The 18562-nt window shown below is 65.7% G+C and carries 21 protein-coding genes; 5 read left to right on the top strand and 16 right to left on the bottom strand.

Annotated elements, in window-relative coordinates; translation table 11 throughout:
* Positions 1-142: 142 nt before the first annotated feature.
* Both AC1PLA_RS19375 and AC1PLA_RS19370 read left to right on the top strand, forming a co-directional pair.
* Positions 143-658: an RNA polymerase sigma factor gene (locus tag AC1PLA_RS19375; protein WP_016902644.1), complete on the top strand. Its 516-nt coding sequence runs from the start codon at positions 143-145 to the stop codon at positions 656-658.
* Entirely contained in the window at positions 655-1410 is a 756-nt protein-coding gene (locus AC1PLA_RS19370; protein WP_481105169.1) for an anti-sigma factor family protein, read from the top strand. The genes AC1PLA_RS19375 and AC1PLA_RS19370 overlap by 4 nt, the downstream gene beginning before the upstream one ends.
* A gap of 56 nt (positions 1411-1466) precedes the next feature.
* Here AC1PLA_RS19370 and AC1PLA_RS19365 read toward each other — a convergent pair whose 3' ends face one another.
* From AC1PLA_RS19365 to AC1PLA_RS19335, 7 genes are all read right to left on the bottom strand, one after another.
* Positions 1467-2837 carry a leucyl aminopeptidase family protein gene (locus AC1PLA_RS19365; protein WP_481105168.1) on the bottom strand — a complete coding sequence of 457 codons (1371 nt, stop codon included), beginning with the start codon at positions 2835-2837 and terminating at the stop codon, positions 1467-1469.
* Between the two features lie 43 nt (positions 2838-2880).
* Positions 2881-3618 (bottom strand): HAD family hydrolase, encoded by a 738-nt coding sequence (locus tag AC1PLA_RS19360; protein WP_102255069.1) that lies wholly within the window; start codon positions 3616-3618, stop codon positions 2881-2883.
* Between the two features lie 100 nt (positions 3619-3718).
* A complete protein-coding gene (locus AC1PLA_RS19355) occupies positions 3719-4825 on the bottom strand; it encodes an AI-2E family transporter (protein WP_481105167.1) in 1107 nt (368 codons plus the stop codon).
* Between the two features lie 184 nt (positions 4826-5009).
* Positions 5010-5393 (bottom strand): hypothetical protein, encoded by a 384-nt coding sequence (locus AC1PLA_RS19350; RefSeq protein WP_016902649.1) that lies wholly within the window; start codon positions 5391-5393, stop codon positions 5010-5012.
* Positions 5390-5878 carry a hypothetical protein gene (locus AC1PLA_RS19345; protein WP_024939695.1) on the bottom strand — a complete coding sequence of 163 codons (489 nt, stop codon included), beginning with the start codon at positions 5876-5878 and terminating at the stop codon, positions 5390-5392. Before AC1PLA_RS19345 ends, AC1PLA_RS19350 begins: the two co-directional genes overlap by 4 nt.
* A 3-nt stretch (positions 5879-5881) precedes the next feature.
* Positions 5882-6244 carry a hypothetical protein gene (locus tag AC1PLA_RS19340; protein WP_006450942.1) on the bottom strand — a complete coding sequence of 121 codons (363 nt, stop codon included), beginning with the start codon at positions 6242-6244 and terminating at the stop codon, positions 5882-5884.
* Positions 6245-6359: 115 nt separating this feature from the next.
* Positions 6360-7799, bottom strand: a complete 1440-nt coding sequence (locus tag AC1PLA_RS19335) for a Do family serine endopeptidase (RefSeq protein ID WP_039815026.1) — start codon at positions 7797-7799, stop codon at positions 6360-6362.
* A gap of 242 nt (positions 7800-8041) precedes the next feature.
* Between AC1PLA_RS19335 and AC1PLA_RS19330 the strand changes: the two genes are divergently transcribed.
* Complete coding sequence (locus tag AC1PLA_RS19330) at positions 8042-8860, top strand: histidine biosynthesis protein HisIE (protein WP_481105166.1); 819 nt, start codon at positions 8042-8044, stop codon at positions 8858-8860.
* A gap of 578 nt (positions 8861-9438) precedes the next feature.
* Here the strand turns inward: AC1PLA_RS19330 and AC1PLA_RS19325 are convergent.
* From AC1PLA_RS19325 to AC1PLA_RS19290, 8 genes are all read right to left on the bottom strand, one after another.
* Entirely contained in the window at positions 9439-10101 is a 663-nt protein-coding gene (locus AC1PLA_RS19325) for a DUF3313 domain-containing protein (RefSeq protein WP_481105165.1), read from the bottom strand.
* A 59-nt stretch (positions 10102-10160) separates the two neighbouring features.
* Positions 10161-10451: a hypothetical protein gene (locus AC1PLA_RS19320; RefSeq protein WP_047130141.1), complete on the bottom strand. Its 291-nt coding sequence runs from the start codon at positions 10449-10451 to the stop codon at positions 10161-10163.
* A gap of 100 nt (positions 10452-10551) precedes the next feature.
* Positions 10552-11736 (bottom strand): ATP-binding protein, encoded by a 1185-nt coding sequence (locus AC1PLA_RS19315; protein WP_481105164.1) that lies wholly within the window; start codon positions 11734-11736, stop codon positions 10552-10554.
* Positions 11733-12398 carry a response regulator transcription factor gene (locus AC1PLA_RS19310; protein WP_016902656.1) on the bottom strand — a complete coding sequence of 222 codons (666 nt, stop codon included), beginning with the start codon at positions 12396-12398 and terminating at the stop codon, positions 11733-11735. The genes AC1PLA_RS19315 and AC1PLA_RS19310 overlap by 4 nt, the downstream gene beginning before the upstream one ends.
* Before the next feature lie 148 nt (positions 12399-12546).
* Entirely contained in the window at positions 12547-13434 is an 888-nt protein-coding gene (locus AC1PLA_RS19305; RefSeq protein WP_104595434.1) for a TIGR01777 family oxidoreductase, read from the bottom strand.
* A gap of 208 nt (positions 13435-13642) precedes the next feature.
* Positions 13643-14236 carry a DUF4142 domain-containing protein gene (locus AC1PLA_RS19300; RefSeq protein ID WP_039521011.1) on the bottom strand — a complete coding sequence of 198 codons (594 nt, stop codon included), beginning with the start codon at positions 14234-14236 and terminating at the stop codon, positions 13643-13645.
* A gap of 93 nt (positions 14237-14329) precedes the next feature.
* A complete protein-coding gene (locus AC1PLA_RS19295) occupies positions 14330-14596 on the bottom strand; it encodes a hypothetical protein (protein ID WP_046346090.1) in 267 nt (88 codons plus the stop codon).
* Between the two features lie 42 nt (positions 14597-14638).
* A complete protein-coding gene (locus tag AC1PLA_RS19290) occupies positions 14639-14920 on the bottom strand; it encodes a hypothetical protein (protein WP_016902660.1) in 282 nt (93 codons plus the stop codon).
* A gap of 681 nt (positions 14921-15601) precedes the next feature.
* On the opposite strand from AC1PLA_RS19290, the gene AC1PLA_RS19285 reads away from it, so the two are divergent.
* Positions 15602-16702, top strand: a complete 1101-nt coding sequence (locus AC1PLA_RS19285; RefSeq protein WP_481105163.1) for a DUF3182 family protein — start codon at positions 15602-15604, stop codon at positions 16700-16702.
* A complete protein-coding gene (locus AC1PLA_RS19280) occupies positions 16702-17568 on the top strand; it encodes an alpha/beta hydrolase family protein (RefSeq protein WP_481105162.1) in 867 nt (288 codons plus the stop codon). The genes AC1PLA_RS19285 and AC1PLA_RS19280 overlap by 1 nt, the downstream gene beginning before the upstream one ends.
* Before the next feature lie 116 nt (positions 17569-17684).
* On the opposite strand, the gene AC1PLA_RS19275 is transcribed toward AC1PLA_RS19280, so the two are convergent.
* The gene (locus AC1PLA_RS19275) at positions 17685-18497 is read right to left on the bottom strand and encodes a hypothetical protein (protein ID WP_016902664.1); all 813 of its coding nucleotides are present in this window, start codon (positions 18495-18497) and stop codon (positions 17685-17687) included.
* Positions 18498-18562: the final 65 nt, after the last annotated feature.

Below are 18562 nucleotides of genomic sequence, written 5' to 3'. Positions count from 1 at the left end.
GCGGTGAGTGGTCGATGCAGTGAGACGACGTGCAGGCCGACTTATTCCCGTGGTCGCCCAGGCGTTGTGGCACGCGCATCGAACGTGGGAATAGTCCACGCTCCAGCGCGTCTACTGTGTGATGCCACCACCAAACCTGCCGATGGATGCTCTGGACGATGACCAACTGCGTGCCGTGCTGCCGGCGCTGCGTCGCTTCGCGCGCTCGCTGAGCGGCGAGCCCGCCAGCGCCGACGACCTGGTGCAGGCCACGCTGGAACGTGCGCTGCGGCGTTGGCGCACCCGCCATACCGCCGAGGCCCTGCAGCCGTGGCTGTTCGCCATCCTGTACCGGCAGTTTCTGGACGGGCAGCGCCGCGCCGCGCGCTGGCAGCGCGTGGTGGGCCTGTTCGCACCGCAGCAGCCCAGCCAGTCCGCATCGGCCGAGCAGGTGCACGACGGCCGCGCCATGCTGGCCAGCCTGGCGTTGCTGCCGCCGGAACAGCGCGCCTTGCTGCTCCTGGTCAGCGTGGAGGGTTTCAGCTACCGCGAGGTGGCCGACACCCTCGGCATCCCGATCGGCACGGTGATGTCGCGGCTGTCGCGTGCGCGCGAACGCCTGCGTGCATTGAACGAAGGCCACGTGCGCCATGCACCCGCATTGAGGATCCTGAAATGACCAGCACCCCGCCGCCTGACGAACACGCACTGCACGCCTATGTCGATGGCCGGCTGGAGCCGGCGCAACGCGCAGCGGTGGCCGCCTGGTTGCAGGCGCACCCGGCGCAGGCCGCGCGCGTGGCCGGCTGGAAACGCGATGCCGAAGCGCTGCGCGCCGCGCACGCCGGCCTGGAGCCGGAGATGGCCACGCTGGCGCCGACGCCTGCAGCGATTCGCCGTGGCCTGCAGCAACGCCGCCGGACCCTGGCGGCGATTGCCGCCAGTTGCGTGCTGGCGCTGGGCCTGGGCACCGGGCTGGGTTGGCAGTTGCGCGAGAGCCGGCTCGCGATTCAGCGCGTGCCGATGGCTGATGCAGTGGCCGCATACCGCCTGTTTGCCGATGTCGACGCGCATCCGGGCGTTGCGTTGGAGGTGCAGCGCCGTACGGAATTGGAGCCGTGGTTGCGCACGCATTTCGGAAATGCCGGTGTGGTGCCGGATCTGCGCGCGCAGGGCTATGTGCTGCGCGGCGGGCAGTTGCTTTCCACACCGGAAGGCGCGGCAGCGATGCTGGTCTACAGCGATGCCGACGGCGCGCGTATCGGCCTGTATCTGCGTCCACGCAGCGGGCCGATGCCTACCGGCGAACGGCGCGATGGCCGTCTACTGGCGCAGTACTGGGCCGAAGGCGAGACCGCGTTTGCGCTGGTCGGCCCGGCGACGCAGACACGCATGCGCACGATCGCGCCGTTGCTGCGCAGCCAGGGATGACCGGCGCGACTCAAGCTGCGTGCTGATGGCCCGCGCGCGCTGCGTGCGCGGCGAGCTCAGCCGCCGTAGCGTTGCTGGAGCATCGCAAAGGCCGAGCGCAGCGCCAGTGCCTCGCCGCCCGCCGGGCGGCCGGGGCGGTCGCTGTCGTTCCAGGCGTACACGTCCAGATGCGCCCACAGCTGGCCCGGCGCGACAAAGCGCTCCAGGTACAGCGCGGCGGTGACCGCACCGGCCATGCGCGAGCCGGCGTTGGCCATGTCGGCGACGTGGCTGTTGAGGTAACGCAGATACGGGCGCCATAGCGGCATGCGCCAGACCGGGTCGCGGGTCTGCTCGCCGGCATGCAGCCAGGCCTGCGCCAGCGCATCGTCGTTGGCAAACAGCGCGGGCAGGTCCGGCCCCAAGGCGATGCGTGCGGCACCGGTCAGCGTTGCGAAATCCAGAATCAGATCGGGGCGCTGCTCGGTGGCGTAGCTCAGCGCATCGCACAGCACCAGGCGGCCTTCGGCATCGGTGTTGTCCACTTCCACCGTGACGCCGGCGCGGGTGGTGATGACTTCGCCCGGGCGGAACGCATCCGGGCCGACGGCGTTTTCCACCGCGGCAATCAACAGGGTCAGTCGCACCGGCAGCTGCTGCGCCATCACCAGGCCGGCCAGCGCCAAGGCATGCGCCGCGCCGCCCATATCCTTCTTCATGTTGCGCATGCCATCGGCCGGCTTCAGATCCAGCCCGCCGGTGTCAAAGCACACGCCCTTGCCGACCAGCACCAGATGCGGATGCGCCGCATCGCCCCATTGCAGCTGGATCAGCCGCGGTGCCCGGTGCGAGGCGCGCCCGACCGCGTGGATGGTGGGGAAGTTCTGCGCCAGCAATTGCTCGCCGACGATGGCGTCGACCTGGGCGCCATGCGTTTGCGCCAGTGCGCGCGTGGCCTCTTCCAGATGCTGCGGGCCCATGTCCTCGGTCGGCGTATTGACCCAGTCGCGCACGCGGATGCAGGCCTCGATCAACGCGCGCGTCTGCGGTGTCGGCGTGGCGGCCAGTTCGGCCGGTGCGCGCGGTACCTTGCGGTAGCGCGAGAAGCGGTACGCCCCCAGGCCCCAGCCCAGGTGCAGCAGCGCCTGCTCGCTCTCGCTCAGTGGGTTGGCCAGCGTCCAGCGGCTGGCCGGCGGCAGCGCCATCGGTGCATGCGCGTAGGCGTAGGCATCGGCGCGGTCGCCGATGCCCAGCACCGCGCCGGCCAGCCCCTGTTCGCCCGGCAACAACAGCACGCTGCCGGGCGCGGCATCGAACCGTTGCGCCTGTGCCCACGACAGCACGCGCGTGGGCTGCTCGGCGCACCAACGTGCAAAGCCTTCGCGGTCGAGCACATGCAGCGGCAAGGCTGCGGCGTTGGGATCGATGAAACCGGTGAGCTGCGACATGGAAATCCTCGGAGGCGGCGCCATGCGCCGAGCAAAAAGTGGCTCAGGCGGGAAGGCGGATGCCGGCGTGTGCGGGGTCGGGGTGCGGTTGCTGCGCGTCCAGCCAGTCCGCCAGCCCGGTCATGGAGTCGAACTCCAGATCCGGTTGCTGGGTCGGGTGCGACCACTGCGCTCCATCACGGTTGATCCAGCAGGCGCGCAGCCCGGCATCCAGCGCGCCCAGCACGTCCATGCGCACGTGGTCGCCCACATGCAGCACCTGCGCTGGCGGCACCTCCAGCCGCGCGCATGCGGCCAGGAAGATGCTCGGATCCGGCTTGGCGCTGCCGTGCTCGCGCGAGCCCAGCTGAAACGCGAAGTGATGCATCAGCCCGATGCGTTGCAGATCGGCATTGCCGTTGCTGAGCGCCGCCACCGGCACATGCGCGGCGATACGCGCCAGCGCGTCCAGCGCATCCGGGTAGCACTCCACCTGGTTGCGTGCGGCGTAGAAGACTTCGTACGCAGGCTCCAGCAAGGCCAGGTCGCCGCCGCTCTCGCGCAGCGCCATTTCCAGCGTCAATCGCCGCAGCGCGCTGAGGTCATGATGCAGGTGCGGGTTGTCGGCAAAGCTGCGCTCGCGCAGTTCGCGCATCGCCTCCACCGGAAACCGCTCGGCGGTGACCGGGCTGTGCTCGCGCATCCAGTCGTACAACACCTGGTCGATCCGCGCCCCGATCGGCGCAAAGGGCCACAACGTATCGTCGAGGTCGAGGGTGATGGCGCTGATGTGGAAGCTCATCGTCAGATTGTAATGCCGGGAATGGGGAGTCGGGAATCGAGAATGGGTAGAGCGCAGCCACTGCTCTTGCGATTCCCGATTCCCAACTCCCGATTCCCGGCTACTCCAACAACCGCGCCCAACGCTGCATTCCCTCCACCCTGCTCAGCACCATCTTCATGCAGACCAGCAGCGGTACCGCCAGCAGCAAACCGACCATGCCCCATAGCCAGCCGAACAGCATCAGCGCCAGGATCAGCATCAGCGGCGAGATCGCCATACGGCGGCCGAGCACGATCGGGGTGACCACCTGGCCTTCGATGGTGTGCAGCGCCAGGTACAGGATCGCTGGCAGCATCGCCGACAAGGTGGTGCGGAATTCCACAAAGCCCATCAGCAGCATCAGCATCACGCCGATCAACGGGCCCACATACGGCGCGAAGTTGAGCAGCGCCACCACTGTGCCCCACAGCAGCGCTTCGGGCAGCGGAATCTTGAGCACATAGAGAATGCCGGCGAAGACCAGCCCGACCAGCGTATTGATCACGCTGATGGTGAGCACGTAGCGCGAGACCTCGCGCTCGATGTCCAGCATGATTTCGGTGGTGAAGCGTTGCTGCTGTCGGTTGGGCAGCAAGGCGATCGCATGCCGCTGCAGGCTTTCGCCATAGACCATGAAGAAGAACGTCAGCAGCACCACCGCAAGCACCGAGGCGGCCAGCTTCGGCGTGCGCACCAGCGCCTTGTAGGGGTCATCCATCTGTGTGCGCACGATCTGCACGCTACGCTGGCCGTCGCCGCCGGCCGCGCGTGCAAAGTTTTCCGCGGCCTGGTTGGCCTGCATCACCGGCTTGGTGAAATCGCGCACATCGCGCGCGATCTGGCGCATCTGCCGAGGCGCCTGCTGTACCCATTCGGCGGCCGGCCCGGCCAGCTGCGCGGCCAGTGTCACGGTACCGGCCAGGCCCAGGCACAACACCATCAAGGCGCCAAGGAAGCGGGGGATATACAGCTTGCGCAGACCGCGCAGGATGGGGTTGCCGATCAAGGCAAAGAAGGCGGCCAACATCACCGGCAGGATGATCGTCTGTGCAGCCCACAGCGTATAACCAACCGCAAGCGTGGCCAGCACCACCAGCGAGACCGGCGCACGTGGGCGCGGCGCCGGTGGCGGCGGGAGCGAATCTGCCGCAATGGCAGCATCCATAGAATCGACGGGAAGAGTCATGCGCGCCCTGGCAGCAGACTGGCGTGCTGCCAGCGGTGGGCCATTATCAGCCGAACGCGTCAACGCAGCGCACAGAGGGTGTGCGCGTAACGTCAGGCCTTAGCAGCACCAGTAGCGGGCTCTGCCGCGCATCGGGCGGCAAACACCCGCAGCGCGATCCCGAGCGACGCTCGGGAACGCTTCATTACGCGGCGCGGTCGATCGGCGCCTGCACCACCGTCACCGGTGGATCGGCAGCGACTTCTTCGGCACTGTCTGCGGCACGTTCGGCCTGCTCGGAGGCTTCCTGCGCACGGTGTGCGGTGAACAGCGCAGAGATCGTACTGATCATCTGCAGAATCTTCGGGATACCGCCGAGCTTGCTGGCGATGCTGCCCAATGCCGCCTGCGGTTCGTTGCGGCCGGTGACAAACCCCAGGCCGAAACCAACCACCATGATTCGCAGCGGAGACCACCCGGCACGCCAGGTGTCACGCAATTCTCCCCAATGCAAGCGTGTTTCCTGGGCGCGCCCTTCCACCAGGAATTCGGCGCGTTCCACGCGCTGACGCAAGGTGCCGAACTTCATGTGCGTGCTCCATTGGCAGCCGATGCGTTGGCATCGTCGTCGTCGCTGCTGTCATCGAAGATGCCCAGCTTGACCAGCTGACGACGTGTTGCATTCAGGCCGGTGTGGTCGAAGTAGAAGAACACCCGCCACGCCGCAATGCCGGTGACCAACAAGCTGGCCAACGCGGTGAAAAACATCGCCTGGAACCACGACAGGCCGGCGCGTTGCAGCAGCGCGATGATCGCACCTGCCAGCAACAACCACGACGACGCACCGAAGACCACGGCAACGCATGCCCAGGCCAGTCCGCGCCCGAAGGCACTGCGTGCAAGTTGCAAGTCGGCCGACACCAGCCGGCGCAACGCGCGGCTGGTGTCCTTGGCCGAGCCCAGCGTTGCGCGGCCGGCTGCGCCGACCGCACGTACGCTTTCGTCCAGTCCTGGCGTTTCCGGACGCGCGTTGGGCGCGTCGGAGGCGGCAGCTGTAGAGGCCTGGTCGCTCACGACTTAGTTGTCGTTGCTGCGTGCCAGCTTGGCAATGATCCAGCCGGTCGCAAACGCAACGCCAAACGCAGCCAGCGGGCGCTCACGAATCAGATCGGTTGCGCTTTCCAGCAGGTCGTTGCCCTTGCTGACCAGCACGTCGAGCTGTTCCTTGGCAGCGGCGCCGCCGAACTCGGCAGCAGCCATGCCAGCCAGTGCGGTATCGGAGAGCTCAGCCTTGACGTTGGCGCGACCGAGCTTGAGCTCATCGCCTGCAGCACTGGTGGCGCCTTTGACAGCCTCGCCTGCAGCGCTGGCGGCAGACTTCAGGTGGGTGCTGGCTTCGCTCAGATTTTCTTTCAGCTGGTCGGTATTGGTGGGGCTCATGCGATATCTCCTTCGGTCATTGATGGCAGCCGCGATAGCATGCGGGCGTGGTGCAGCAATAGCATCGCTGCGGTGTAGGAGGTGTTAGTGCACGCCGATGGCAGTGCACGCCACGTCAACGCATCAACGCGTCGTACTGCGCATTGCCACGCAGAATGCGCACGACCAGTTGCTGCGGCTTGCGTTGGAAATTGGCGCGCCAGCTGGCCAGATCGGCAAACTCGCCCACGCTGCTGGCCACGATCACATCGCCGCTGACCAGCCCATTGGCTGCGGCACGACCGCCGCGTTTGACCTCGCTGACCATGACGCCGGTAATGCCGGATTGGCGCAGCGATTCGGGCAGATCCACGAAGGTGGCGCCGCCCAGGCGCGGGTCGAGCATGTCGCCGGTGACTGCGCGGTCCTGCTCTTTCAATTTGGCGGTGAGAGTGAGCGGTTTGCCATCGCGGCGAATCTCCAGCCTGACCGCGCTACCGACCGCCTGCAGGCCTTCGTAGTTGTGCAGCGCCTCTGCGCTGTCCACGCGCTGGTCGTTGGCGGCCACCACCACATCGCCTGGTTGCACGCCTGCGGCGGCCGCAGCCGACCCTGGCAACACGCGCGTCACCAGCGCACCCCGCAACGAATCCACACCCAGGCCCTGCAGCATCTGCTGGGTGAGGTTCTGGGTTTCCAGCCCGAGCGTGCCACGCACCACCACGCCCTTGGTCACCAGTTGCTCCACCACATTGCGCGCCAGGTTGGACGGGATCGCCAGGCCCAGGCCGATATTGCCGGCCATGCTGCCCTGGGGATTGAAGCTGGCGGTATTGATGCCCACCAACTGGCCCTGCAGGTTGACCAGCGCACCACCGGAGTTGCCCGGATTGATCGAGGCATCGGTCTGGATGAAGTTCTGGTAGCCCAGCCCGCGAATACCGCTGCGGCCCACCGCCGAGACGATGCCGGAGGTCACCGTCTGGGTGAAGCCGAACGGGTTGCCGATCGCCACCACGAAGTCGCCCACGCGCAGCGCATTGCTGTCGGCCAGCTTGATGTCGGTGAGGTTGTCGGCCTTGATGCGGATCAGCGCGATATCGGTATCGGCATCGGAGCCGATGAAATCGGCCTTGACCGTGCGCCCGTCGCCGAGCGTCACCTGCACATCGTCGGCATTTTCGATGACGTGGTGATTGGTCAGCACATAGCCTTTTTGTGCATCGATGATCACGCCCGAACCCAGCGACTCGTTGATGCGGTCCTGCGGCACCTGCGGAAACAGCCGGCGCAGGATCGGGTCGTTGAAGAACGGGTTGCGCACGCGCACCACCTGCTTGGTATTGACGCTCACCACCGCCGGCATCGCCTGTTGCAGCATCGGCGCCAGCGACGGCACCGGTTGTCCGGCGACGGCGGCCGGCAACGCGGCGGCCGCGGGCAAGCTAAAGGTAGTTGAGGCACCGGCCGGTGCGGCCTCGGCGCGGTTGTCCATCCAGGCATTGATGCCGGTGGCGGCAAATCCGCCGAAGGCAGCGGCCAGGGAAAGGGTCAGCAAGGTGGGCAGCGGGCGCATGCAACGAGTCCGGGTTACGCGGTGGAAGAGGAATAGGGCGTCTGACTGCGTAAATCAAGCTGAACGAGAGTGCCAGCGGGCAATTTAACGCCTGGTGAAAGCGCCGCCGAGCCCTTGCCGGCATTGCGTTGACAGTCGCTTGAGCCCGGCGTAGCGTCCGCTTGATCCGATGCCTGTTCAGCATACGCATGCCGCTGCGCATCGCCCGCGTTTTCAGCACTGATGCCCTTAAGGAGGGTCCTATGAGCAACGGCAATGGTGTGACGGCAACCCTGTCCGAGGCTGTCGATAGCGTCAAGAGCACTGCCACCGAACTGGGCGAAACCATCGCCAGCACCACCAGCGACGCGCTGGCCAGCGTGCAGGACGCGGCCGGCACGGCGGCGGCAGAGGTCAAGATCCGCGTCGCCAAGGCACGCAAGGCCGTGGTCAAGGTCGAACAGCGCGTCGTCGAAAAGGCCGGCGATGCAGCCACCGCGGTCAAGCGCAGCGTGGCCAAGACCAAGCGCTCGCTGGTGTCGGGCAAGGAGGCCGCCAAGGACAAGTTGACCGCTACCAAGGACGCTGCCAAGCAGAAGCTTGCTTCTACCAAGGATGCCGCCAAGCAGAAGCTGAGCAGCACCACCGATGCTGCCAAGAAGAAACTGGCCAACACCAAGGCCAGCGCCAAGCAGAAGCTGGAAACCGCCAAGGCCAATGCCAAAGCCGAAGCCGCAGCACTGAGTGCCAAGACCGCTGCCAAGAGCGCAGCGCGCAAGAGCGCAGTGGCCACGGTGGGCGCGCGTACGGCAGCGAAGAAGGCTGCCGCCAAGGCGGCCCCGGTCAAGAAGCCGGTCGCCAAGACCATCGTCAAGCCCGCAGCCAAGAAGGCACCGGTGGCCAAGCAGACCGCCACCAAACAGGCCGCAGTGAAAAAGGCCCCGCTCAAGAAGGCGGTGACCAAGACCACTTTGAAGAAGGCTGCCAAGGTCACCAAGACCCCGGCCACGCGCGCAGTGGCCAAGACCACCGCCGCCCGCAAGGCGGTGGGCAAGAAAGTGGCCAAGCGCGTGACGCGTTGATGCTGCAGCACCAAGATGGCATTGCACGCTGACGATGCGTTGGCCGTGCAGACTGACAAAGGCCGGCGCTGTTCGTACAGCGCCGGCCTTTTTTTTGGTGTGATCGTTAACGAGGCGGTCCCTTGCTTGCTGCGCTCATGTGATCGGGCAAGTGACTGGATCTGACATTTGAACCGGATGGGCATCTGTCCGCACCGCTCGCCAGATGCGGGACATCAAGCCACTCTCCTCACGGAGCGAGAAGGTGCGGCTTGCACACCATGGGCGCGCGTGTCCTTGAGCGCACGCGCTGCAAGAGTGGGTTAGGCGTGCAGCGGCGCTGGGATGAAACCGACGAAGCCCGCGTGTCGTTCCGAGTTCGCGAGGCTTCGCCCGTACCCTCATCCGCCTCTGCGGGGCACCTTCTCCCGGTGGGAGAAGGAAACTGGAAGCCATCGCTTCCGCTAATCCGATTCCCGATTCCCGATTCCCGATTCCCAAATCCCGAATCCCGAATCCCGAATCCCGAATCCCGAATCCCGAATCCCAAATCCCAAATCCCAAATCCCAAATCCCAAATCCCAAATCCCAAATCCCAGCTACTCCATTCCCTTGACCAATTGCTCGGCGCCCTTGCGAATACCGGCCCTGGCCGCGTCGTAGGCGCCCAGGCTGGCCTTGATGTTCATTGCGCTCGGATACTGTTTTTCGACATAGGCGGCGAGCAGGCGGTTGCTCTGCGCGTCGAAGATTTCCACCGCGTAGCTGACCGAGCCGGAGAATGCGCCTTCCTTGCCGCGTGCGGCCTGCATCGCGTTATAGGAGCCGCCGCCCAGATCCACCTTCATGAAGGTGCCCAGCACCCGCTTGCTGGGCTTGGCACCGGTCAGGCTGATGCGCACGCGCAAGGTGTCGCGATCGGCCACCGTCGCGCGCTGCCAACGCTGTCCGATCGCATTACCGAACTCCTGTTGCATGTAATCGGCGAGCATGCGTTTGTCCTGCTCGGGCACGTCTTCGAATTGCGCGTCCGGACCGCGATAGATGCTGACCGGCTCGACCAATGCGGCACGGTAGCGCGTCCAATCCACCTCGCCCTGGTAGGCGTATGGCATGCGGTCACCACGGCTGCCATCGTGCGGGCGCAGATAGCTTGAAGACGGCAACTGGCTGTACGGCATCGGGCGCGTACTGGCACAACCGATCAGCGTCACGCCGACAACCAGCAGCGCGCAGCAGCGGACAAGGGAATGCGACGACATGGGCAGATACCTGGAGAGGAAGCAGATAGGGACAAGCACGCGCGAGCGAGGCCGCGCGCTCAATGCATCAGATAGCTGGCCACCGCCAGCGCAAACACCACTGCGGCAGCAGTGAACAACACCCCGCTCTTGGCCCAGTGCTGCAGCCGGCGCGCCTGACGCGCGCTGCGGATATCCGGCAGTTCGCTCCAGATGTCGCGATTGCGCGTGCCGGTGCGGCCACAGCGAAAGTCCAGCAGCAGGACATCGGCGACAGGGGCAGGGGCAACGCTGTCGTTGGCAGCCGTATGCGGCGCCAGCAGCGCGATGGCGGCGGGGGAAAGCGGGGTGGAACGGATCGAGTGAAACATCACCATGCATCCTGGATGCGTGCGGTGAGTGCACTGTAGGCAGCGGGTGTTGGAAACTTATTGGGTTGGGTGCTGGACGATCGCCGCGCGCCGCCTGCGTTCAGCCGGTGCGGCGCACGCCCTCGCTGGCGAACACCACGCGCACGCACAGGCCGCGGCCCTCGTGGCCTTCGCAAGTTTCGATGCTGGCTTCGTGCAGGCGCGCGATACCGGCCACCAGCGACAGACCGATTCCGCTGCCCTGCACCTGGCTGCCGGCAACCCGGTAGAAGCGTTCGAAGATGGATGCGTGGGCACTCTCCGGCACGCCCGGGCCGTTATCGCTGACCTGCACGAACGGATGCAGGGCATCGGCGCGCAGGCAGTAGCCGCAACTCACTTCCACCATGCCGTGAGGCCGGCCATAGCGGATGGCGTTGTCGACCAGATTGCGGATCAGGATGCCCACCGCATCCACATCGCAGCGCAGCAGGCAGGGCGATGCTTCCACCTGCAGATTGATGTGGCGGGCCTCGGCCTGCACGCTGAATTCGTCCAGCACATGCGAGATCAGCTCGCCCATGTCCACCTGCTGGTACGCCGCCGAACTGATGCCTGCATCCAGCCGCGCCAGATCCAGCAATTGCTCGGCCAGCCGATTGCTGCGGCGCGCGGTTTCCAGCAGCTGCTGCAGCGCCGCGTCCTTGGCCTCCAGCGTGGGTGCGCGCAGCGCGACCTCGGCGTAGGCATGCAGCGCAGACAGCGGGGTGCGCAGTTCGTGCGCGGCGTCTGCCACGAAATCGCGCTCGGCCTGCACGGTCTTCTCCACGCGGGCCAGCAGCGAATTGAAGGAGCCGATCAGCGGGCGAATCTCGTCCGGCACCTGCGCCAGCGGCACCGGCTCGGTTTCCAGCCCGGTGCGTTGCGCGATGGCGCTGGAAATGGCGCGCAGCGGTGCGAGCGAGGTGCGGACCGCCCACCACACCAGCACGCCCAATACCCCCAGTTGCAAGGTGTTGAGCACCATCGCAATCAAGGTCTGCTTGAAGCTCATGCGCGAGGACACATTGCCGATCGGGGTGTGCGCATCGACCGCAGCCGGCGGCTCCGGTTGCGTATCGAAGCGGTGCTCCAGCGCGTCGGGCAGGGCGCTGATCAACTGGTCGCCGAACATGTTGAGCTCCTGCTCGAACACGCTGTGATGGCCCTGAGTGACCAGGGCGACCAGGATCCACAACGAGGTGGACCAGCTCAACAACACGATTGCGGCCAGCGCCGCCAGCATGCGTGCTTGCAGCGATTTCATTCCGGTGCCTTGCCGACCATGTAGCCCTGGCCATACACCGTGGAGATCAGCTCATCGCCCAGCTTGCGGCGCAGCTGGTGCACGTACACCGCAATCATGTTGCTGCCGCCTTCGGACGGGCCGCCGTAGACGCCTTCTTCCAGTTGATCCTTGGTGACCACGCGCCCGGCGCGTTCCATCAGCGCCAGCAGCAGGCGGTATTCGTGCGCGCTCAGCGCCACCCACTTGCCGTCGCGGGTGACCTTGCGGCTGCTCGGGTCCACGCAGACATCGCCCTGCGTGAGCAGCGGCACTACGCGGCCCTGGCTGCGCCGGGTGATCGCACGCAGCCGCGCCATCAGCTCGTCGAACTGGAACGGCTTGACCAGGTAGTCGTCGGCACCGGCATCCAGGCCGCGGATGCGGTCGGTGAGCTGGCCGCGCGCGGTCAGTGCGATCACCGGCGTGGCGTCGTAGTGGCCGCGCATGAAGCGGATCACCGTGAGCCCGGACTCGCCCGGCAGTCCGATATCCAGCAGCACCGCGGTGTAGCGGTGGTCCACCAGCACGGTCTTGGCGGCATTGGCGCTGCCGACGTGGTCGATGGTCCAGGACTGCTGGCGGACGCCATCGCAGATCGCGTTGGCCAGCATGGTGTCGTCTTCGACAAGCAGCAGGTGCATAGGGGTTCCGCCGGGCCCAGGGCCAGTCCGAGATCGGCAGCACTGTCGGAGATGGTCGTTAGGCAAATATTAGTGCATGGCCCGCCGGGCCGTTACAGGCGGCCGGCAGCCCTGCCATTGCGCAAGGCCCAGGGCCCCCGCGCAGGCGCTAGCGCTGCAGGATGGCGCGCAATGCCGCTTCCAGGTGGACGTACTGGAAGCGGAAGCCGGCATCCAGGGCGCGTTGCGGCAGCACGCGCTGGCTGACCAGCAGCAGCTCGGCCATCTCGCCAAAGCCCAGCCGCAGCAGGCTGGCCGGCAGCGCCAGCAGCGCCGGGCGATGCAGCACGTGGGCCAGGGTGCGCGCGAACTCGGCATTGGTAACCGGGGTCGGCGCGGTGGCGTTGTAGGCGCCGGCCTGGCCGTGTTCCAGCAACCACAGCAGCAAGGCCACCATGTCGGCGCGGTGGATCCAGCTCATCCAGTGCCGGCCATCGCCGAATGGGCCGCCGCCGCCGAAGCGGAACGCCGGCAGCATGCGCGCCAGCGCGCCGCCGTCGCGGTCGAGCACGATGCCGGTGCGCACCCAGCTCACGCGCGGGCCGAGCACGGCGATCCTGGCCGCTTCGGCTTCCCAGTCGCGGCACAGCTGTGCAGAGAAATCGTCGCCGGCGTGGTCCGCCTCGGTCAGGACGCTGTCGCCCCGCTCGCCGTAATAGCCCACCGCCGAGCCGGAAATCAGCACCGCCGGGCGCCGTTCGGCCGGCTGCTGCGCGATCCAGGCATGCAGCTGGCCGGTGATGCCCAGGCGCGATGCGCGGAAGCGCTGCTTGCGCGCATCGGTCCAGCGGCCGGCCGCCAGCGGCTCGCCCGCTAGATTGATGACCGCATCGGCCTGCACGCCATCCAGCGTGTCCACCACGGTCATGCCGGGCAGGCGACGCGTTGCGCGCCGCAGGTCGCGGGTCAGCACGCTGACCTGGTGCCCGGCCTGCACGAGTGCCGGACACAAGGCCTGGCCGATGAACCCGGTGCCGCCGGTGATGAGCAACTGCATGGGACATTCCTGCGCCGAATCGATGCGGCACGATAGGCCAGCGCTACCTGCTGCAAAGTGAAGTCGCTGCACACGCTGCGATGGCCGCGTGCGGCACCAGGACTGCGGCCGCGCGGAGGGCGTGTTCGATCGGCAAGACCGGCAAGGCCCAAACGCCAACGCGCCGGACAGGCCGGCGCGTTGGGTGCTTGCAGACGCTGTAACAGGCTCAGCGCGAGGAGGACACCGCGTGGGCACGCTCGAAGTGCGCCGACACTACGCGCCGGCTTTCTTCCAGATGCTGCTTGACCGGCGCGCTTTCGGCGGCGGGCAGCAGTTCGGCGTCGATGATCTTGATGGTGTCGCCGTGGTCGCTGACCATCGTGCGCAGGAAGGCATTGCGGTAGGCGTCCTTGCCATCGGGCAGGGTCGCTGTCTTTGCCAGTGCATCCACCGCTGCCTTGCCCTTGGCGCGCATTGCATCGGCACGTGGGCTGTCGGTGGCACCCAGTGCCTTGCTCTTTTCCAGGTTGGCTTCGTGGTCGTGCAGCAGCTGCTTGGCGAAGGTGTCGGTCGCGCCGCCCAGATCCTGGGAGATGGCCTGCTTGGCCAGCGCGATTTCATTTTCATCCAGCGCCGCCAGCACGCCGAGCACGGCGGGATCGCCCTTGGCCAGTTCGGCAGCGCCGGTGCCGCTGACCGGTGCGGCAGTCGGCTCGGGCGATACTGCTGGCGCAGTCCGCGAGGCATCGCCGCCAGGGCGATCGCAGGCGGTCAGGGAGAGCATGGCAAGGAGCGATGTCGCGACAAGAAGGGATTTCATGGAGGTCCTAAGGAATGCGGCCAATACTGCCGACGGTGAAATGCAAAGGAGCCGCTACGCGGCTCCGGTGATGCGTGGATCGGCGCCTGCCGGTCAGGCCAGCTGCGCCTGGGCGGCCGCGCCAAGGCCCAACGGTCTGGCTGGCGTACGCACGGTGTCCTGCGCGGTGCGGCACACGCGCGCCATGCGTGCGGTGCGCTCGCGAATCAAAGCGTGTTCGCTGGCCGGGGCACTGCCCAGCAAGCTGGCGACATGGAAGCCTAGGATGTCCTCCGCGCGGTCGCCCTGGTCGCTGACGATGTGCGGAACCAGCCGCTCCAATCGCTCCAGCTCCTGCTGCACTTGATACGGGGTTTTCATGATGCTCTCCAATGAGTAACGGTCCTGCTCAATACATGCTGCTCAACTATTGCGTGTGCCTAGCCGCTGCCAGCAATCAGTAGCCAACTGTTCGTAGTTGGACTGGGTGCTGGATGAGATGAAGTGATGCTCCAGGCGGTCGCGAAACAGGCGCAGACGTTCCTGATCGCTCGAACGCGGTGCCTGCAGGTAGATATCGCAGGCCATTTTCACCACCGGGGACAATTCGCTGAACTTGCCTGCACCCAGGTTGCCCTGCGCGTGCCGCGCCTGCCAATGCGCGATTTCGGCTTGTACATCGATGACGGATGGGTCTCTGCTCATGACTTCGCGTGGTCCGGGTTAAACAAACTTGACATGCAGGGTAACTGCGGCTGTGTCAACGAATGATCATCGAACACGACTATTCAACGCACTGCAGTGGTGCGTGCTTAACTGGTCAGCTTGCATTTGCGCCTCTACACGCTGCGTATGCAGGCCACGTCGCGCATGACGTGCAGTGCGATCGAGGCGATGGCGTCGTGCTGAGTAATAGCCAGCAATCGATTGCATTGGCTGAAATGTCGGCAATCGAGGTGTGAGGCTTGCATCGCGCATCAGTTGGTGGCTGCATCGATGAGCGAGAAAACGCCTACGCAATGCCGCAATTTACGGAAGATTCTGAATCGTTCCACACTTGTGTAACGTCTGATGCTTAGGATGTGGGATGACTTTAGGGAGATGAGAGTACTCAGGATGCAGGACAGCGAAAGCAGCCGTAAGCCGCAAGCCGCCAGCGGTACCTCCGAAGCACGCGTGTGGTGGCATGCCTTGGTGGAGCTACGAGGGGGACGTGTCGCCATCAGCTTGATCGTCGTCCTTGCGATCGTATTTGCGTTCTATCTGACGCTGAAATAAGCCGGTTCTCCCGGGCATCGCGTAACGCTGCATCAATGTCTGCGTGCGTCTCAACTGTTTGAACAAGCCAGCAACGGCACGCGGCTCGACGCTGCGAGGGGAGACGTGATGGCGCACAAGCAGTACTGCCAGGTCGTGGGGCATGTCACGCGTCCGGTGCCCGAGTACGGTCACGAGCGCGCCACGCATGCCTGGGTCTGCGGCGAAATTGCACGGTTGCTGGGCGTGCGCGGCGCAGGGCACGCCAGTGACTCCAAGCATGCTGTCCTCCAGACGGTGTTTCATGTGCCCGATGAGACCTTGACCTCGGAGCAGGCGCATGGACTCGGTATCGATGACGCGACGGACCTGCTGGGCGGCATCGTGCCGCATGCCTTCCTGGCGACCAAGGTGATCGGCCACCCGCTCATTGGCGACCACGCAGCCAGCATTGCCGGATGGAACCAGGCGCTGGCTACCGCGCTGATCCCGGCAACACTGGTGGGCTATACGGTGTTTTCGCGCATCGATGCCCTGCGTGCATTGGAGCTCTTGCTTCCGGATGGCGGTGTGCGACTCAAGCTGCCGACCGGCGTGGGTGGCAATGGCCAATGGCGTATCGCCGGTGCAGCGCACCTCGCGCAGGTGCTGGACAGCCTGCCGGAGCACTATCTGGGCACGCATGGCGCGGTGCTGGAGCGCAATATCCTGCAGCCCATGACGCACAGCGTTGGCGAGCTCTGCGTGGCCGGTGTCCAGATCGCCTATTACGGCACGCAATGCAGCGTGCGCAACATGCAGGATGAAGAGGTCTACGGCGGCTCGTCGCTGCATGTGTATCGCGGATCGCTCGAGGCACTGGCCATGACCGCGCTACCGTCGCTGCAGCAGCGCGTGGTAGAGCAGGCCTGCAGATACGATCGATTCATCACCGCCGCCTATCCTGGGTTGCACATCTCGCGGCGCAACTACGACGTGGTCAGCGGCAATGATGGGCAGGCCGGTCCGGTCTGCGGTGTGCTGGAGCAATCCTGGCGCGTCGGCGGCGCGACACCGGCCGAGCTTGCCGCGATCTCCAGCTTTCAGGATGACGCCAACCTGCAGTGGGTGCACGCATCCACGCATGAGATCTATCAGGGCGAACCGCCCGCGGATGCGCAGATCTACTACCGCGCAGAGCGCGCCGGGCCGGGTCCACGCTTCAAATACAGGAGGGTATCCACCCCATAATGGAAGCCAAACTTTCCAGCATCCAGATCCCGGTCGACCAGGACGAACTCAGCGGCACCTTGCTGACGCCCACCGGCATTCCCGCGGTGTTGTTCGTCCACGGTTGGGGCGGCAGCCAGCATCACAGCCTGGTGCGTGCGCGCGAAGCGGTCGGCCTGGGCTGCATCTGCATGACCTTCGACCTGCGCGGTCACGAAGGCTATGCGTCGATGCGCCAGAGCGTGACACGCGCGCAGAACCTGGACGACATCAAGGCCGCCTACGATCAGCTGGCCGGCCTGCCGTATGTCGATCCGCAGTCAATCGCCGTGGTTGGGCTCAGTTACGGCGGCTATCTGTCTGCATTGCTGACGCGCGAGCGCCCGGTGGAATGGCTGGCGTTGCGTTCGCCTGCGCTCTACAAGGACGAGCACTGGGATCACCCCAAGGTCAGCCTCAACGCCGATCCGGAATTGATGGATTACCGGCAACGCGTGCTGACCCCTGACGATAATATCGCCCTGGCGGCCTGTGCCGATTATAGGGGCGGTGTGCTATTGGTGGAGGCGCAACACGATGTGATCGTGCCGCATCCGGTGTTGCGCAACTACGCCAATGCCTTCGTCAATGCGCGCTCGCTGAGCGCACGCGTCATTGCCGGTGCCGATCACGCATTGAGCGTCAAGGAACACCAGCAGGAATACACGCGCACGCTGATCGACTGGTTGACCGAGATGGTGGTCGGCCGGCGCATCGCCCTGGCCAAGGAAGTGGTGGCCGCGCGCAAGCAGAGGCTCAAGCAGCAGAGCGACGCACCATCCTCGCCTGGGCAAGGCGCCAACGAGTTCCGCGGCGATATCCGCGCGGTGGAGAACAGCTCCAGCTGATTCGCGCGTTCGCCAAGGCGCCTCGTACCTGATGGCGCTTTCGACAAAAAAAGAACGGGCCCCTCGGGCCCGTTCTTTTTCAACTTCAGCGTTGTTTAACGCCAGGCTGTCATGACTTAGACGCGTGGGTCGGTCGGATTGCGACGTGCCGCCTCATCGTGATTCTCGGAATCGAAGGCTTCGCGCACTGCGTGCTTGGCCTTTTCCCAGCTCAGGCGCGAGTTGGACTTGAAACGGTCCCAGCCATCGCCCAGGTCGCGTTCCAGATGGTCGTCCCACTGACGGCCGGCATGTTGCTGGCGCGCCTGCATGCCATAACGATAGGCCGGACGATAATCGTCATAGGAATACTCGGCATCGCGATAGCTTGCGCTGTCGAAGCGGCCTTCGTAATGCGTATCGCCCTCACGATAGACGCTGTGCGTGCGATCGGCGCGTTCCCAGGCATCGCGCGCGGCAAGGCGCGCTTCTTCCCATTCCAGCCGCGATTCACCGCGATTGCGCGGCCACTCGCCGGCCAGGGTCGCTTCGGTTTCTTCCCAGGTGCTGGTCGGCCGCGTTTCGCGCGCCTGCAGGCCAAAGCCGTACACGGTGGCGTAATCGCGGTCGTAATCGGTGCCTTCCTTGTAGTAAGGACGGTTCTGATGTTCCTGGCGCCAGTATTCGGTTTCCACCGTCGGGTCCAGGCGCTCGGCCACGCCCTTGCCGGCTGCAGCGCCGGCCACCACGCCGACAGCAGCGCCGATCAAGGTGCCCAGCGGGCCGAACACCGTGCCGGCCAGCGCGCCTGCGGCAGCGCCGCCTGCGATGCCGCCCACACCCACACCTACCGGATGCGAACCGGGTGCACCGGAGATCGGATCACGATTCAGATCCTGCGCTTCGGCCTTGCGTTCCTGCTTGTCGAGGGGGGTGTCGTGGTTGCTCATGTCGTCTCCGGGGTGCCTGTAGGTGCGTCTGTCGAGCAGATCGCGAACGTGGCGCCACCTTGGAC

Source organism: Xanthomonas sp. NCPPB 1826 (assembly GCF_056725285.1).
The sequence above is the reverse complement of the archived record's forward strand: the minus strand, read 5'-3'. Positions and strand labels throughout refer to the sequence as shown.

What these genes read in the sequence shown, in the direction of transcription:
- AC1PLA_RS19340 (WP_006450942.1), bottom strand. Translation starts at nt 6,244, where the DNA reads ATGAGCCCCACCAATACCGACCAGCTGAAAGAAAATCTGAGCGAAGCC.
- AC1PLA_RS19330 (WP_481105166.1), top strand. Translation starts at nt 8,042, where the DNA reads ATGAGCAACGGCAATGGTGTGACGGCAACCCTGTCCGAGGCTGTCGAT.
- AC1PLA_RS19350 (WP_016902649.1), bottom strand. Translation starts at nt 5,393, where the DNA reads ATGAAGTTCGGCACCTTGCGTCAGCGCGTGGAACGCGCCGAATTCCTG.
- AC1PLA_RS19310 (WP_016902656.1), bottom strand. Translation starts at nt 12,398, where the DNA reads ATGCACCTGCTGCTTGTCGAAGACGACACCATGCTGGCCAACGCGATC.
- AC1PLA_RS19375 (WP_016902644.1), top strand. Translation starts at nt 143, where the DNA reads ATGGATGCTCTGGACGATGACCAACTGCGTGCCGTGCTGCCGGCGCTG.
- AC1PLA_RS19290 (WP_016902660.1), bottom strand. Translation starts at nt 14,920, where the DNA reads ATGAGCAGAGACCCATCCGTCATCGATGTACAAGCCGAAATCGCGCAT.
- AC1PLA_RS19280 (WP_481105162.1), top strand. Translation starts at nt 16,702, where the DNA reads ATGGAAGCCAAACTTTCCAGCATCCAGATCCCGGTCGACCAGGACGAA.
- AC1PLA_RS19305 (WP_104595434.1), bottom strand. Translation starts at nt 13,434, where the DNA reads ATGCAGTTGCTCATCACCGGCGGCACCGGGTTCATCGGCCAGGCCTTG.
- AC1PLA_RS19365 (WP_481105168.1), bottom strand. Translation starts at nt 2,837, where the DNA reads ATGTCGCAGCTCACCGGTTTCATCGATCCCAACGCCGCAGCCTTGCCG.
- AC1PLA_RS19295 (WP_046346090.1), bottom strand. Translation starts at nt 14,596, where the DNA reads ATGAAAACCCCGTATCAAGTGCAGCAGGAGCTGGAGCGATTGGAGCGG.
- AC1PLA_RS19325 (WP_481105165.1), bottom strand. Translation starts at nt 10,101, where the DNA reads ATGTCGTCGCATTCCCTTGTCCGCTGCTGCGCGCTGCTGGTTGTCGGC.
- AC1PLA_RS19335 (WP_039815026.1), bottom strand. Translation starts at nt 7,799, where the DNA reads ATGCGCCCGCTGCCCACCTTGCTGACCCTTTCCCTGGCCGCTGCCTTC.
- AC1PLA_RS19355 (WP_481105167.1), bottom strand. Translation starts at nt 4,825, where the DNA reads ATGACTCTTCCCGTCGATTCTATGGATGCTGCCATTGCGGCAGATTCG.
- AC1PLA_RS19360 (WP_102255069.1), bottom strand. Translation starts at nt 3,618, where the DNA reads ATGAGCTTCCACATCAGCGCCATCACCCTCGACCTCGACGATACGTTG.
- AC1PLA_RS19285 (WP_481105163.1), top strand. Translation starts at nt 15,602, where the DNA reads ATGGCGCACAAGCAGTACTGCCAGGTCGTGGGGCATGTCACGCGTCCG.
- AC1PLA_RS19315 (WP_481105164.1), bottom strand. Translation starts at nt 11,736, where the DNA reads ATGAAATCGCTGCAAGCACGCATGCTGGCGGCGCTGGCCGCAATCGTG.
- AC1PLA_RS19300 (WP_039521011.1), bottom strand. Translation starts at nt 14,236, where the DNA reads ATGAAATCCCTTCTTGTCGCGACATCGCTCCTTGCCATGCTCTCCCTG.
- AC1PLA_RS19320 (WP_047130141.1), bottom strand. Translation starts at nt 10,451, where the DNA reads ATGTTTCACTCGATCCGTTCCACCCCGCTTTCCCCCGCCGCCATCGCG.
- AC1PLA_RS19275 (WP_016902664.1), bottom strand. Translation starts at nt 18,497, where the DNA reads ATGAGCAACCACGACACCCCCCTCGACAAGCAGGAACGCAAGGCCGAA.
- AC1PLA_RS19370 (WP_481105169.1), top strand. Translation starts at nt 655, where the DNA reads ATGACCAGCACCCCGCCGCCTGACGAACACGCACTGCACGCCTATGTC.